This is a genomic window from Microcystis sp. LE19-195.1E (assembly GCF_027532095.1).
GTDB lineage: Bacteria > Cyanobacteriota > Cyanobacteriia > Cyanobacteriales > Microcystaceae > Microcystis > Microcystis aeruginosa.
This window is the reverse complement of sequence record NZ_JAPZSZ010000161.1, coordinates 22,911-36,648: the sequence shown is the minus strand read 5'-3', so window position 1 is coordinate 36,648 and position 13,738 is coordinate 22,911. Positions and strand designations below refer to the sequence as shown.

General features: G+C 41.0%; 11 protein-coding genes. 6 read left to right on the top strand and 5 right to left on the bottom strand.

Features of this window, described 5'->3' with window-relative positions; all coding sequences use genetic code 11:
• The first annotated feature begins 1,133 nt into the window (after positions 1–1,133).
• The gene (locus tag O9300_RS09580; RefSeq protein WP_287971426.1) at positions 1,134–3,332 is read left to right on the top strand and encodes a DUF6311 domain-containing protein; all 2,199 of its coding nucleotides are present in this window, start codon (positions 1,134–1,136) and stop codon (positions 3,330–3,332) included.
• A gap of 379 nt (positions 3,333–3,711) precedes the next feature.
• Here the strand turns inward: O9300_RS09580 and O9300_RS09575 are convergent, their stop codons facing one another.
• The gene (locus O9300_RS09575; RefSeq protein ID WP_287971425.1) at positions 3,712–5,301 is read right to left on the bottom strand and encodes a glycosyltransferase family 4 protein; all 1,590 of its coding nucleotides are present in this window, start codon (positions 5,299–5,301) and stop codon (positions 3,712–3,714) included.
• Positions 5,302–5,664: 363 nt separating this feature from the next.
• On the bottom strand, positions 5,665–6,783 hold the full coding sequence (locus O9300_RS09570) for a peptidylprolyl isomerase (RefSeq protein ID WP_287971424.1): 1,119 nt from the start codon (positions 6,781–6,783) through the stop codon (positions 5,665–5,667).
• An 18-nt stretch (positions 6,784–6,801) separates the two neighbouring features.
• Here O9300_RS09570 and O9300_RS09565 point away from each other — a divergent pair, with 18 nt between their 5' ends.
• Positions 6,802–7,002 (top strand): hypothetical protein, encoded by a 201-nt coding sequence (locus O9300_RS09565; protein ID WP_287971423.1) that lies wholly within the window; start codon positions 6,802–6,804, stop codon positions 7,000–7,002.
• A gap of 32 nt (positions 7,003–7,034) precedes the next feature.
• Positions 7,035–8,195 carry a 2,3-diketo-5-methylthiopentyl-1-phosphate enolase gene (locus O9300_RS09560; protein WP_287971422.1) on the top strand — a complete coding sequence of 387 codons (1,161 nt, stop codon included), beginning with the start codon at positions 7,035–7,037 and terminating at the stop codon, positions 8,193–8,195.
• A gap of 275 nt (positions 8,196–8,470) precedes the next feature.
• Here O9300_RS09560 and serS read toward each other — a convergent pair whose 3' ends face one another.
• Entirely contained in the window at positions 8,471–9,754 is a 1,284-nt protein-coding gene (gene serS, locus O9300_RS09555; RefSeq protein ID WP_287971421.1) for a serine--tRNA ligase, read from the bottom strand.
• A gap of 269 nt (positions 9,755–10,023) precedes the next feature.
• Here serS and O9300_RS09550 point away from each other — a divergent pair, with 269 nt between their 5' ends.
• Both O9300_RS09550 and O9300_RS09545 read left to right on the top strand, forming a co-directional pair.
• Entirely contained in the window at positions 10,024–10,626 is a 603-nt protein-coding gene (locus O9300_RS09550; RefSeq protein WP_002762554.1) for a M23 family metallopeptidase, read from the top strand.
• A gap of 110 nt (positions 10,627–10,736) precedes the next feature.
• A complete protein-coding gene (locus tag O9300_RS09545; RefSeq protein WP_287971419.1) occupies positions 10,737–11,699 on the top strand; it encodes a glycosyltransferase family 9 protein in 963 nt (320 codons plus the stop codon).
• A 61-nt stretch (positions 11,700–11,760) separates the two neighbouring features.
• Here O9300_RS09545 and O9300_RS09540 read toward each other — a convergent pair whose 3' ends face one another.
• Positions 11,761–12,270, bottom strand: coding sequence for a YceD family protein (locus O9300_RS09540; RefSeq protein WP_286827155.1), 510 nt, complete (start codon positions 12,268–12,270; stop codon positions 11,761–11,763).
• Positions 12,271–12,361: 91 nt separating this feature from the next.
• Complete coding sequence (locus tag O9300_RS09535) at positions 12,362–12,655, bottom strand: hypothetical protein (protein WP_287971417.1); 294 nt, start codon at positions 12,653–12,655, stop codon at positions 12,362–12,364.
• Between O9300_RS09535 and O9300_RS09530 the strand changes: the two genes are divergently transcribed.
• On the top strand, positions 12,650–13,603 hold the full coding sequence (locus O9300_RS09530) for a tetratricopeptide repeat protein (protein ID WP_287971416.1): 954 nt from the start codon (positions 12,650–12,652) through the stop codon (positions 13,601–13,603). The genes O9300_RS09535 and O9300_RS09530 overlap by 6 nt on opposite strands.
• Positions 13,604–13,738 lie beyond the last annotated feature (135 nt).

The following is a 13,738-nucleotide window of genomic DNA, read 5'->3' as shown; positions in this document are numbered from 1 at the left end:
AAGCCACTCTTAATCGTGTCTTGGAACGAAATAGAGGCTTTTAAAGACTGCGTACATGGAGAATTAAAACAAGAATTACCCTCGAAAAGCCTATTTTTCCACTAAGTATTTATGCTCATTGCAAAGGTGAGATGCTCCCGTTCTTTGTTCTTTTCTTCTTCCGTGAATTCTAGGTTAATCATGTTTTTAATGAGTGCTTTGCTGCTTTGGTGCTTTGCTTCTAAATAGCTCTTCGGTAATTGTTATGCAAATAATTAACTTAAAATAAAATTCGATGAGAGTACTTACGCTCAAAAATAGCTGAAATTCATACAGGGAAAGACTTAAAGCACAAACTGGTTAATACCAAAAGATAGACAATTGAGTTAAAATTTGATATAATAGCCAAAAACCAGAGTATTTTACTTATGATACTTGACAAATTTTTGAACCTAGAAGGAACCTCTATCCTCTATTGGGAGCATCTCACCTTTGTAACCCCTAAATCAGGTTTTTATGTCAAGCTATTTTGAAAGCCTTGCTAGAAACCAGCTTTAGGGATAAGTATACTTACTCACTTGCATAAATGAGATGCTCCCTCGGTTTTACTACTGGAGCAGGAGCGGGGATGGGAAAAGAACCTAATTATGTAATTAAGCTAAACGGCTTTTACTTCGGATCACCGATATAGACTCCAAAAGGGTTATAGCTATTGGATCATGCAGGTTAAGCGCCGTTTAGCTTAACTGAAATCAGTTTACTTGCACGACTGATGGGTTTTTTTCAATTGGCGCAATTATAACCAGGCATTATAGCATCTATCAGAATTTTCAATGCGTTTACCCTATGTTTTCTGGTAGGATGTCAGTGGTTCTTTTTTGGCTCTGACTTGTCATTGTGATAATCAGACCCTACCTGATGAGCCTTCCTTTGTCAAATCTTAAGGCTGATATGTTTCATTTTTGAATTGGCTATCAAATATCTTCTTCCAGCATTTGCTGATTTTTTTTCCTAATCACTCAATTAACTTGATTGAGGTTTACCTACTTACCCAATCTGTAAACATTTACTACAGATAGGTCGAGAAAACATTGATTCCACAGGAGTTAATCTCCACTTATTTTAAAAACTTTAATTATTGGGTAACTATAAGGATGTTAAAAAACATACTAAACTTAAATAAAGAAAAATATTTTGACATTATTATCCTATTATTGGCAGGATTTTGGGGAGGTATATATGCAATTTATTTGCTGAAAAATGATATTAATCCAACCCAAATGGAATGGTTGTTTAATTCGTCGTCGGAAGATAAAGCCCAATCAATTATCGGTTGGTTATATTTTAAAAATGATAATTGGCATTGGCCGATAACCTTCACTGACAGCTTGGCTTATCCCACGGGAAGCTCGATTGCTTATACGGATTCTCTGCCTATATTTGCTGTATTCTTTAAGATTTTTTCTCCTTTCTTTGCTGATAATTTCCAGTATTTTGGGCTGGTGATCCTATTAAATATTGTCTTACAATTTTTCTGGGGAGCTAAACTAGGAGCTTTGTTTTCCCGGGGCAGTTTATTTTGTGCCATGGGAGCAGGTTTATTATTTATGCTTGCTCCTCCACTGGTGTGGAGATTGCACGGTCATCTCGCTTTAACCAGTCATTGGTTAATATTGGCTTCGCTATGGACTTATTTTCAGCTTGTCAATATTGGCAATAACAAGAATATCATTAAAATAGTAATATTTCAAGCTATACTTTTATTGTTTAGTGCTGGAATTCATCCCTATTTATCAGTTATGGTTCTGTTGATTGTAATCAGTAGCCATATACAAACATTTTGTTTGCAGAGAATTACCATGACTAAATTAGTAATTTTAGTTTTTTCGTTTTTAATATTACTAATTTTTGGATGGTATTTTTTTGGCTATTTTATGACAGACGGATCAGAAGGCGGCTCCTATGGTCTTTATTCTCTGAATTTGAATGCTCTTTTTAATCCGATAGATGAATATTCCCGTTTTGTCAAACCAATGCCAGTAAATGATGGGCAATATGAAGGATTTAACTATTTAGGCATCGGAATTATTTTGTTAATATTTGCGAATATGGGTGTTTTGATTGTCAAAAGAAATCAATTAGATTTGATATTAGTTAAACAAGCTTTTCTTCACAACTGGGTACTTTTCACTCTGGCACTTCTATTAACTTTATTAGCTTTAAGCAATAAAGTTTATTGGAATAAGAGCTTGATTCTTTACTATCCGCTGCCTGACATATTGATTGACGTGATCAGTAGATTTCGAGCTAGTGCACGATTTTTTTGGGTAGTACACTACTTGATCATTCTAGCCGTTCTGGTTATTAGCTTTAAAATCTGGAATCACCGGCAAATTAAAGTTTTATTAACCCTAGTCATTTTAATTCAATTTTTTGATAGTGTACCCTTGCACAATTATGTAATTCAAAGTGGACCTTTGCATTCCCAATCAAATATTTTAAAATCTCCAGAATGGCTTCACCTATCTAAGGATTATAAAAAGTTAATTATCTTGCCAAGCTATCAATGCAATGCTATTGAATCTTATCCAGCCTTAGAAAAAATTGCCGCCTTACAGAATTTAAAAACGAATAGCGCTCGCTTGGCACGATATAATTCCAGTGACATAAAATTACACTGTCAGCAGTTATTGAATAGTCTTCAGTCAGGGAAAATGGAGAAAGATGCCGCCTACGCTTTAGATTTAAAGAAAACTTTTAATTACTATACGAAAATTAACGCCGATCATAATAGTAGCCACTACTGTAACTATCTTGATGGCTATGTTCTGTGTCGATTGCGCAAAGATACGCTAGAAAAACCAACGTTAAAATTACCTATATCAACTTACAAAATTAAGGAGACAATCTATTTTACTAGAGAGGGAAATAATGCCTTAAATTATCAATTTGGAGATTGGTCAAGTTCAGAACCTTCAGGGACTTGGACAAATGGCGCTGAGGCACATCTGTTGCTGAAACTATCAGAACCAATTACAGATGACCTGATTCTTAATATTGAGGCATCTCCTTTTGTCAATGAAAAACATACTCAACAAAAAATTGACCTTTTGGTTAATCACCATTTGGTATCCCAGTGGACTTTTAAACAGGGAGAAATTGTTTCTAATAATTATCAAGTTCCCATTTCTAAGCAATTAATTGACAATTCACCCTTTTTGCAAATTACTTTTCGTATCTTGAATCCCCTATCTCCCCAAGAGTTGGGATTAAGCGATGATCCCCGTTTACTTGGTCTTTTCGTTACAAGGATTCAACTGTATCAGAAATCATCACAGTCGGTTAATTTATAGCAGTAAACGTTATCGGCAATAAAAGGACTGGATTTATAACCATTTACAACCAATGTTTCCCTTCTTCATCTGCGATTTAAGCAGCAGCTTTCTGACGATGAATGAATTTGTAGTTATGCAACCCACAAGCGGTTTCCATCACAATGTTTATAGGGTACCTCGAAAAATTCAAACCATACCCATCAGGTCAGTCTAGTAAGTACCTAATGGGACTTAAACAAAACCTAAGACAAAAATAGCTTCAAACCCATACAGAGAGATGACTTAAGTTCAAACAACACTCAATCTAGTCTTCTTGAGGGTTTCAGTCATTTTTTTCTTATTTACCTCTTTCCCTTATTCAGAGGGTTTTTCAGTGCTTTTATGGCTCGAAAAGTGTCTAAGTCCCACTAGGCTTGGCTTTTTTAATGAAAGTCTTAAGCAGTTTTTTAATAGCTGACTTAGCTGTAGATAAATTGTTAATTTCCTTTTGTTGGCTTTCAATATTCTCTAATAATTCTACATTCTGAATTTTTAAGGTTTCTAGAGAATATTCCACTTCTTTAAGACTCCTAGATGTAATTAAATACTGGAGAGATTGATTTTGTTTTTCCTCTTGTAATTTTCTTAATTCTACCCAAACCTGACCAGAAGAATTTTCTTTAAATTCGTCAATAGTTTTAAGGATAATTTGAGAAATTTTTTCGGAATTTTGCCGCCAAGAAAATTGTTTATATCTCTCTAATCCTTTGTCTATTAGTTGCTGACGAATTTCAGGAATTTGTATTTTTTTGATAGCTTGTATCATCTCATCAATACTGGTGCCGTCAATGTATAAAACTGCATCACCTCCTACCTCTGGAATCGCCGAGTTAAAGCAAGTAATCACCGGACACCCACAGGCCATTGCTTCAATAATTGGCAGTCCAAATCCTTCATAAAGAGAAGGATAAACTAAGGCAATTGCACCCGAATAAGCGGTTTTTAAATCCTGATCATCTAATTTTAAGACATAGGTGTTAATATTGTTAGCTAATTTCGATAATTCTGGCTCTAACTCTAAATCACCACCGACACAAACCACTGCTAAATTATTATTTTCAGGTAAATTATTCCAAGCTTCAAAGAATAATTTGACATTTTTATAACCCTTAAGACTAATGCGGGAACCAACGATGAGAAAATATGGGTTTAAAATCTGGTATTTTTGCTTAAAACCATCAATTTCTTGATCTATACTTCGAGAAAATTCTTGGCTGACTCCATTATAAACAACATCAATTTTATCTTGGGTAATGTGGGGATAAAACTCAACTAAATCTCGAGCAGTATTAGCTGATATAGTAATATACCTAGAAGCGTACAAAATTGCATAGTGCTTTTCCTGCCATTCTGGTTGATTTAAATCCGCCTCTAGGACTTCAGGTATCATATCATGAACCATTAGAGCCGAAGGAGTGCTTAGGGGAGTCGTATAGTAAGTAGAAATAAAGAGAGCTGCCTGAAGCCGATCGCAGATTGCTTGAATTTTTCTAGTATCCTTTCCACTATGATTATAATCGTAGGCTTCTAATAACCAATATTTTAAGTTTTTTAGTCTCGGTGCGGTTTGATTTCTATCTAAAATAATAATATGTTGACCAAATTCTGAGTTACTCCATTCTTGTAGAATTGAATACCAAACTCTCGCTATTCCTCCTTGGTTAATTTGAAAAATAACGCCATCAATCACAATAATAGGTTTGCTCTGCTCGGACATAGATTGAATTAATTGTAAGTTTTCTCGCTCATCTTCAATGAAGGGTACACCTAGATCATGATTAACTTCTAAATCAGTAATATCCCCACGCTGTACTTGATAGTTTTTACACAATTGATTATTCTTTTGCTGTTCTAATTTATCAGTTCTTTGATCAATAATATAGAGATATTTTTCTTGAAACTTTTGAACAATTTCTTGCTCTTTTTCTGAAGAAGTACTATCGATCACAGTAACTTAAATTCTCCCTTTTGATAGAAAACTTTTATTAATAAATCCTCTAGGCATCCCCGAATAAGCTCGGCTAAATTATCGGCAAAAACAGGGGCGAGAACTTTGATTTTATTAACCAATTTTTGATCGTGACTGCTGACTCCGACATAAGCGAATAGTGGACGATTTACCCTCCTCTAAGTTGAAAAGGTCATTAACACAGTAACATCTACTAGCTGCATCGCTTTCACTAGCGGGGAATATTTACCCCGACAATTGCTACTTTCTGGGGGTATCGGGGGAAGCGCCCAGAATCTGAGCTGCTTCCCCTATCTTGACTAATCTCTGTGCCTTGACAAGAGCCAGTCAAAAACCCCCACCCTAGCTAGGTTGGACGAGATTATTTAAGCCATAAACCACTTTAGCGGTGATAATCTTATCCTTATCGGTAAGTTCTTCTAACACCTCTTTTCCCTGGACTAAATAGCCAAAAACCGAATAACGACCATCCATGAGATTAAACCCCGGAGGAGTTAATTCATTATCGAATTTAAAGAAAAAGAATTGCGAGGAACCTCCGTTAGGATTAGTATCCGGACGCGCCAGGGCCAAGGCACCGAAAGCGTTAAAAGGTAAGGCGAGACTGGGTAAGTAAATCCCTAATTCTTCGAGAGTATTGCCATAAACTGGTTCTTCTTCCCCTTTAATCAAAATTTCTAAGGGAATAGAGCGATATTGCTTAGTTTTCGGGTCAATAAATCCCTCTTCTGCACCGACGGGATCCCCGGTTTGCACAACGAAATTATCTTCGCTGCGAATGAAGGGTAAACCGTCATAAAAACCCCGTTGGACTAAATCCACAAAGTTACCCCCATTAACCGGAGCGCTGTAACCATCCACAACGATAGTTAAATCTCCTTTGGTGGTCTGCATCTCTACGGTGGCGCGTCCTCGCAATTGCGGCAAGTTAGCGTATTCTGGGGGAACGTTAAAGGGAAAACCCACCACCATTAATTCTTCTAAAGCGGTGATATTATTGAGCAATTCCCGTCTGGTTGACCAAACTGCCTCTTTATCCTTCGCTTCTACGGCTGTATCGAGGGCTACCACTCCCGTTTTTATTTTTTCGATTAATTCCTCCCCTTGGCTTTTACTTGCTTCGGGAACACTATCTAAGATAGCCTTGCTTTTGGTAGAAAGGGCATAATTGGCATCCTTGACATCTTTTTTAATCGGACTCCAACGTTTGGCCCGCAGATGTTTGGCAATATCTTCGATCGATTGTTGCACTTGACGAATTGGTTTATTATCTATGGGTAAGGCATTGCGTAAAATAGCGGTGGGATCCGTTACCGCATCACCCTGAGCAAGCACGGCTAAAGCAGGGGCAGTCCCCTTAACCGTGAACAGACTTAAGATTAAAAATAGTGCTAGGGCAATACTAGCACCGCTTTTTAAGAAAAATTTGCCTGATTCCCGTAATCTTGTCGTTATTTTCATATTTTGGTCGGTTCCTCAATGGCCATACCTATCCAAAATACTTGTAGGCTTTTAGCGGAACCCTTGTCAATAGGTGAGAAAACCGATCGAAGCCATTATCAGTTATCAGTTATCAGTTATCAGTTATCAGATGTGAGTTTTCACTTCACCCATTACTGTTTACTGAAAAAAGGCTCCCCACTTCCCCAATTCCCCAATTCCCCAATTCATAATTTATAATTTATAATTCCCACTCCCTTTTTTTACCTTTTATGACTATTATTGTCGATTATCGCTTTCCTCCCGCTATTAATGCCGAAAAACAGGCAAAAACGATCGCTATCGGTCAAACCGCCGGCACTTGGAGCGATCGCCACAGTCATCGTCAAGAGCAGCTGCAACAACACCTAGCGGAAGTGGTGGGGATCAGGGAGGAAGCCGACGGTTATAAGGTGGCTAGGGTGCGTTTTCCCCAGATAAACGTTGAAAATGACATCGCCAGTCTTTTAACCATGATTTTCGGCAAATATTCCATGGCTGGAGCCGGAAAAGTGGTGGGGGTGTATCTCCCCGAAAGCTACGGCACGAAAGCCAAGCTGGGAATCACAGGAATTAGGCAACGTTTGGGGGTTTATGATCGACCTCTAGTCATGGCAATTTTTAAACCCGCTTTAGGACTATCGGCCCAAGATCACGCCGATATCCTGCGAGAAGTGGCTTTTGCTGGCTTAGACGTGATTAAAGATGATGAAATCATGGCGGATCTTCCCGTGGCTCCCACCCACGAGCGCCTAGATTGTTGTCGCCGGGTTTTGGAGGAAGTGCGGCAGCAAACCGGCAGAAATGTTCTCTATGCGGTCAATGTCACTGGAAAAGCGGACGAATTGCAGAGAAAAGCCCGTTTATTGGTGAAACATGGGGCTAATGCCCTGTTATTAAACGTTCTTACCTACGGTTTTTCCGTTTTAGAAGCTTTAGCCAGTGATCCGGCGATCGATGTGCCTATTTTCGCCCATCCTGCCTTTGCCGGAGCGATGTGTGCCGGTAGCGATACGGGATTAGCCTATTCTGTGGTTTTGGGGACGATGATGGCCCACGCAGGAGCCGATGCGGTGCTATATCCCGCGGCTTACGGTAGTTTACCCTTCGATCCCCAGGAGGAGGGCAAAATTCGCGATATTTTGCGCGATAGAAACGTTTTTCCAGTTCCCTCGGCCGGCATTCGTCCCGGTATTGTTCCCCAGGTCCTTGGGGATTACGGACGTAATGTTATCCTCAATGCGGGAACCGGAATTATGGACCACCCATCGGGACCGGCCAGTGGTGTGAGGGCTTTTTTTGAAGCTTTAGCCAGAATAGAAGCGGGTGATTCTTTTGATCCCGCCAATTTGCCCGAAGGAGCCTTAAAACAGGCAATTCTAGAGTGGGGTTAAGCTCAATTCTTTCAATGCACTATATAGGGTTTGCGGCAAAAAGTTTTTCTTGGGGGCAGGGTGTGGGGTGTGGGGTGTGGGGTGTAGGGTTTTACCGATTTTCAGGTGGTCAACTACCCAATTTTCAGGGAAAAAGTACCTGAATTTTCCCCCTGATCACTCCCATATCCGGTACTTTTTGATTGACAAAAGGTCTAAAAGTCTTACCCAACAAGGTTTTTAGATTTATTCAGCAAACCCTATATAGACATTTTGTCAAGCATTTTTATCAAAAATTAACAAATAACTTCCCGTTTTAGATAGGGTTGCAGCACTTCTGGCACTTTTACCGTCCCGTCCGCCTGTTGATAATTTTCTAGGATAGCAGCCATAGTACGACCGATCGCTAATCCCGAACCGTTGAGGGTGTGGACAAAATTAGTGCCTTTTTGCCCTTTTTCTTTAAAGCGAATATTTGCCCGTCGTGCCTGAAAGTCTCTAAAATTAGAACAACTGGAAATTTCCCGATAGGTATTAGCCGAAGGTAGCCACACTTCTAAGTCATAACATTTGGCCGCCGCAAAACCCAAGTCACCGCTACACAATTCAATCACGCGATAGGGCAACTGTAAAGCTTGCAGGATTGCCTCCGCATTAGCGACTAAACTTTCGTGTTCCTGAGCAGAAGCGTCAGGATGGACGATTTTGACCATTTCCACCTTATTAAATTGATGCAAACGGATCAAGCCCCTCGTATCTTTGCCATAGCTGCCCGCTTCTCGACGAAAACAGGGAGTATAGGCACAGTGTTTTATCGGTAATTGCTCCGATGAGAGGATTTCATCGCGATAGAGGTTAGTTACGGGTACTTCTGCCGTTGGTGCTAACCAAAGCTCATCATCTCGACATTTAAAGCTTTCTTCGGCGAATTTCGGCAGTTGTCCCGTCCCGCGCAGGGAGTCACTATTAATTAAAATTGGCGGTAAAACTTCTGTATAACCGGCGACAATATGGCGATCGAGCATAAAATTAATTAAAGCTCTTTCTAGGGCAGCCCCGACAGCGATAAGATTAACAAAACGACTCTGGGCGATCTTTACTGCCCGTTCAAAGTCTAAAATGCCCAATTTTTCCCCAATTTCCCAGTGAGGCAAAATATTCGGGTTGGTGGGTTTATATTCCTCTCCCCAGCGTCTGACTTCGACATTTTCCCGTTCATCCTTACCGATGGGAGTGGTTTCACTGGGTAAATTGGGTAAATCTAAGATTTTTTGGTCAATGGCCGCTTTAATGGCTTTTTCCTGCGGTTCTAATTGAGCTAGTTTACTTTTAATCTCGTTTCCTTCTGTTTTCAGTTCCAAAATTTCGGGACTGTTGACATCGCTGCCACTTTTCACTTTTTGTCCCACCAGTTTACCGATTTCGTTACCCCGGGCCTGTAAACTGCTGCGTTCTAACTCTAAAGCCTTCTGTTGTTGATTTAACTGGAGAATAGGGGCAATATCATAACTCCCTCCCCGACTATCTAAGCGTTTCTGTACTTCCTCTGGATTTTCTCTAATTTGCTTTAGGTCTAACATGGTAAGTGGGTGGGTGGAATTAAATATAAGATGAACGTAGGTTGGTACGCTACCGCTAACCCATCCTACAAATAATTGTGCCTCCCTACTTACGAGTCAGTAAAAAGTAAAAAGTAAGTGGGAGAGTCGGGGAATTGGCAGCCTGAGGGGAAATGTTCTCAGCCCCTAACCAATGGTCAATAATAACTCAAAACTTAACTAAAATATCGGTTAAAAGCCGCCGGTAAAATTAGCGGTATATTTAATTGTGGTGTCTGGAGTTAAGTCTCATGCTCAAATATCTGCCTGTTAAATTCCTGCGTTTTTTAGCGATTAGCTGTCTTGTCACGTTAATTTCTCTAGGATTTGACCGTTTACACCCCGTTAAAGCTAATCCCACCCTCATAGCTCAAAATGCTTGGGCCGGGGCCTCCTTCCCCGTGGAAAACTTTCAAACCTATACCTCTGGTTTCGGTTATCGTTCCTCTCCCATGGATGGCAGTCAACAATTTCATGCCGGGTTAGATCTGGCCGCACCCTTGGGCAGTTATATTCGCAATTGGTGGACCGGCAGAATCGTCGAATTATCCGATCATACAGGCTGTGGCACCATGATTAAGATGCAATCCGGTCAATGGACACATATTTATTGTCATCTCATGGGTTCGGTTCAATCCGACAGCCGCGGTACTTTTTTGATTGACAGGTCAGGAGGAATCGTCCTTACTCTCGGTCAGGATATACCGGCAGGGGCGCGCATGGCTAGAGTGGGAATGAGCGGACGCACCACCGGACCACACCTGCACTGGGGACTGATGTACGGCAATCAATACGTTGACCCCGCTTTGGTTTTAAATGCTATGTACGGTTCTAATCCTTCGGGTAATAGTTAAGAGAATCTGCGATCGCATTCTGTTCAGAAAAAACATAGCTGCCCAGATTTAGTGAATAACGAGGGACACTGCTAAAATTAAGCTGATCGATTCAGGTATATCCAGATAAAATGCGAATATTAACCCTTGTACCGGGAGGAATTAGCAATCAACTGCTGTTTTTTCCCACTCTAGAAACCCTCCAGCAAACTTACCCCCAAAGCAGCATTGATGTTTTAGTCGAACCTAGGGCAAAGGCTGCCTATCGTCTCTGTCCCCAGGTTAGGGAAGTGCTTTTATTTGACTATCGAGATCAGTACGGATTAGCGGATTATTTAAATATTTTGGGAGTAATTCGAGACCGGGAGTACGAAATCGCCATTAGTCTCACCAATCGTCCTGCTATCAACCTTTTACTCTGGTTAAATGGTGTTCCTAACCGTATAGGCTATGAAAATAATGGCAGCTGGTTCTTATCGCAACAAGTACCCCGGCCAACGGAAGGCTATCTAGCGGATAATTATCACGCACTGGTCAAAGGGTTAAAGATTGCTCCACCCTGTCCACCTTTAAAAGTAACCTTGAATCGGGATGATATCGATTGGGCCGAAATGGAGCAGCAACGCCTCAATATCAAGGATAGCGGCTATATTCTCCTCTACGCTGGCGGCAGCGATCTCAGCAGCAGCCAAGGACTAGAAACGGTTTATCCCCTAGAGAGTTGGCTAGAAATTATCCAAGGCATTCGCCATCAACAACCGGATTTGCCAATTGTCGCGATCCAGGGAGAATTGGATGAAGCTTGGGTTTTAGCGCTCAAAGCCATGGATAATAACTTAAAAGTGTCCAGAACGGCCGATATCGGTAAAATGGCGGCTATGATCGCGGGTGCTAATTTATTATTAGCTACCGAAAGTGTCCCTTTACAGTTAGCCGTGGCCGTGGGAACCTATACCCTCTCTCTGCTGGTTCCTTCGTTGTCTAAGAGAGTTTTACCGAGTGGGGGAGAGCTGCATCGATATATTGAGGCTAATACGGGAAAAGTCGCCGATATTACCCCCGAAACTGTCCTGAAAAAGATTTGGGGCAGGTAAAGAATCGGGTTTCGATCGCTTTTCTCTTGGCTCGAAACCCGAAAAAAATCAGCATCAAGGCTCAATTTTGCGATTGAGATAACTGACTTTTCAACGATTCTAGGGAGGCCCAACGACCATCGATGGCAGTATTTTCCGGAAGAAAAAAATCCGGTGGTTGACAATTGGCTCCGCAGAGTTGACGGGGGGGCAAAGTTAGACACAACTGCTCGTATAACCACATTTGCGGGTCAAAATCCCCGTTAGGATCGAGAGTTTCCGAGAGGTCTTCGTAGGCTATTTCTCGCTCTAGAGGATAGGAGTTATCGTAGTCTTTATTTTTGTCTAGCCAGATTAATTCGGAAGTGTTTAATTGCAGACGATGATTATATTGTTGTAAACAGCGATCGCAGGTTAAGGTGACGATGGTTTCTGCTTTCACCGATACTTCCAAAAAATTGCCCCCATGTCTAACCAGCAAGGTCCCCCGCACTGGTGTCAAGGTTTCTAGACCGGGGATAAAATTATCGATGATGATCACTCTTTGTCGATCAGGAGATTTGAGGAGGTGGGGGATAAAAATAGTTTCCATAGATAACTCCTGTATCATTTATCGGTTATCGGGTGTCAACTGCGTTAGCGAGTAACGCCATCATAATTGCTCGGTGACAATCTTTCCTTTATCAGCTTATCGCAGACTGACCTCTAGAGACATAGACCAGTCCTAGACTTTGGGGTGTAGGGTGTGGGGTGTAGGGTGTAGGGTGTGGGGTGTGGGGTGTGGGGTGTGGGGTGTAGGGTGTGGGGTGTGGGGTGTGGGGTGTAGGGTGTGGGGTGTAGGGTGTGGGGTGTGGGGTGTGGGAAAAATAAATAAAAATAATCTCCTGTCTCCTGACTCCTGACTCCTGACTCCTGTATTTGACAGGCTGTCTGTTGATCGATCGAGAAAGTTTCCTCAGAATTGGGAGTATATGCACAAAGATACTCCTATGTCAACGGTTTTGAAAAATTTTCTGCCTCACCTCGGTCGATTGGTTATTGTTGCACTGCTCTGTTCGCTTGTGCTGGGGGGATGGCCTCGGCAGGGAAAAGCGGCTCAATCAGTACATTTATCCTACTGGTTGCGATCGGGAATTGAACAACTAGAGGCAGGTAATTATCAGCAAGCTTTGCAGGATTTCAATCAGTCGATCGAACGGGAAAATAACTTGGCCCTAGCCTACAGTAATCGCTGTTTAACTGAGATTTATTTGCAGGATTATCTCCACGCTTGGCAGGACTGCACCCGCTCTTTACAACAGCAATCCGATAATTATCTAGCCTATTTCCATCGGGGTTTAGCTTTTTATCGTTTGGGAGATTATCCACAGGCGCTGACCGATTATAACCAGACTATCCGGTTAAAACCCACCTATTATCAAGCCTACTATAATCGGGGGTTAGTTCAGGCAGCCATGAAAAATTATCCCCTTGCCCTAGCTGATTTTAATCAATCCTTGCGTCAAATTACTAACTGGCAACCCGACACTTTAGCCACTATTTATAATGATCGAGGTTTATCTCATTTAGCCCTCCACAATTTTACCTCAGCTAAGGCGGATTTTAATCAAGCTCTCCGGTTAAATAAAAATAACGCTTCAGCCTACTATAATCTAGCTTGTACCGCTCACCAATTAGGTGAATACGACCGCTCGATCGCTCATTTAAATCAGGCGATTGCCATCGATCCTTTTTATGCCGATGCTTATATTAGAAGGGGATTACTGCGGCATCAATTGGGTTATTATCAATCAGCTTTAGCGGATTTAAATCAAGGAGCCAATCACCTCTATCAACAGGGATTGCACCACAATTATCAGCAAATCCTCGCCCTCATCGAGCAGATTCACCAACAGTTACTTTCCTTACCATCTCCCATTGTTTAAAAGAGCGGTCAATATTAGACCTCTTGCATAATTAATTTTTCAGGGTTCAAAAACGGCAAAAATAAGGATTAAATGGCATAAAATCTGTAAATAGACCATTTAATTGATTAATGCTTATTTTTAATTCTCCTGACT

What these genes read in the sequence shown, in the direction of transcription:
- O9300_RS09580 (WP_287971426.1), top strand. Translation starts at nt 1,134, where the DNA reads ATGTTAAAAAACATACTAAACTTAAATAAAGAAAAATATTTTGACATT.
- O9300_RS09540 (WP_286827155.1), bottom strand. Translation starts at nt 12,270, where the DNA reads ATGGAAACTATTTTTATCCCCCACCTCCTCAAATCTCCTGATCGACAA.
- O9300_RS09570 (WP_287971424.1), bottom strand. Translation starts at nt 6,783, where the DNA reads ATGAAAATAACGACAAGATTACGGGAATCAGGCAAATTTTTCTTAAAA.
- O9300_RS09530 (WP_287971416.1), top strand. Translation starts at nt 12,650, where the DNA reads ATGCACAAAGATACTCCTATGTCAACGGTTTTGAAAAATTTTCTGCCT.
- serS (WP_287971421.1), bottom strand. Translation starts at nt 9,754, where the DNA reads ATGTTAGACCTAAAGCAAATTAGAGAAAATCCAGAGGAAGTACAGAAA.
- O9300_RS09545 (WP_287971419.1), top strand. Translation starts at nt 10,737, where the DNA reads ATGCGAATATTAACCCTTGTACCGGGAGGAATTAGCAATCAACTGCTG.
- O9300_RS09565 (WP_287971423.1), top strand. Translation starts at nt 6,802, where the DNA reads ATGGCCATACCTATCCAAAATACTTGTAGGCTTTTAGCGGAACCCTTG.
- O9300_RS09560 (WP_287971422.1), top strand. Translation starts at nt 7,035, where the DNA reads ATGACTATTATTGTCGATTATCGCTTTCCTCCCGCTATTAATGCCGAA.
- O9300_RS09550 (WP_002762554.1), top strand. Translation starts at nt 10,024, where the DNA reads ATGCTCAAATATCTGCCTGTTAAATTCCTGCGTTTTTTAGCGATTAGC.